Below are 881 nucleotides of genomic sequence, written 5' to 3'. Positions count from 1 at the left end.
CCGGCTGGCGCGCCAGCTCGACCATGACGACGACGCGCTGTGAGCACGGCGCCGATGGATGCCGGAGAACGCCGGCTGCACCCGTGGTCCTGGCTGTTCGTGCTGCAGCAGCAGATCCAGCAGCTGCTGCTGCCGCTGGTGGCGGTGCTGGTGTTCGGCAGCCGCGGCGATGACGACAGCCTGCCGTACCACCACTGGATCACCGCGGCGGTCATCGTGGCGGTGCTGGCCTCGGCGCTGGCGCAGTACTGGAGCTACCGCTACCGCATCGGCACCGACACCCTGAGCATCCGCAGCGGCATTTTCGAACGTACCCGCCGCGAGATTCCCTTCGCCCGCATCCACAACGTGGTGGTACACCAGAACCTGCTGCACCGCCTGTTCGGCGTGGCCGAGTTGCGGCTGGAGTCGGCCGCCGGCGACAAGCCCGAAGCGCAGATGCGCGTGCTCAAGCTGGAGCAGGCACTGGAGCTGGAACGCCTGATCCGCCATCGCGGCAGCGCCGCGCCCGGCGTGATGGTCCAGGAGCCGGCCGCGGACGTGCTGCTCACCTTGCCGCTGCCCGAACTGGTGCGGCAGGGGCTGATTTCCAACCGCGCGATAGTGGTGCTGGCCGCCGCCGTCGGCGCCGCCTACCAGCTGTTCCCGCGCCGCGCGATGGAAGATGTCATCACCCAGCAGGGCCGGCAGATGTTCGGCTATGCCAGCCAGCTGCAGCTGGGCACGCCCACGCTGGTGATCACCGGCCTGATGGTCGTGCTGCTCGCACTGGTCCTGCTGCGGGTGCTGTCCATCGGCCTGGCCATTGTCCAGTACCACGGCTTCCGCCTGACCGAGGCCGACCGCCGGCTGACCGTCGAACGCGGGCTGCTGACCCGGCT

1 protein-coding gene is annotated in these 881 nt (G+C 69.5%); it reads left to right on the top strand.

The genetic code is table 11. The features are described 5' to 3' along the window. Positions 1-39: 39 nt before the first annotated feature. Positions 40-881, top strand: an 842-nt coding sequence (locus tag JCM9942_RS17050) for a PH domain-containing protein (RefSeq protein WP_256202424.1), incomplete at its 3' end; no start/stop codon positions are given.

The sequence above is a fragment of the Stenotrophomonas pictorum JCM 9942 genome (assembly GCF_001310775.1).
Lineage (GTDB): Bacteria > Pseudomonadota > Gammaproteobacteria > Xanthomonadales > Xanthomonadaceae > Stenotrophomonas > Stenotrophomonas pictorum.
Note: the sequence above shows the minus strand (reverse complement) of the source record. Positions and strands in the feature narration are given on the sequence as shown.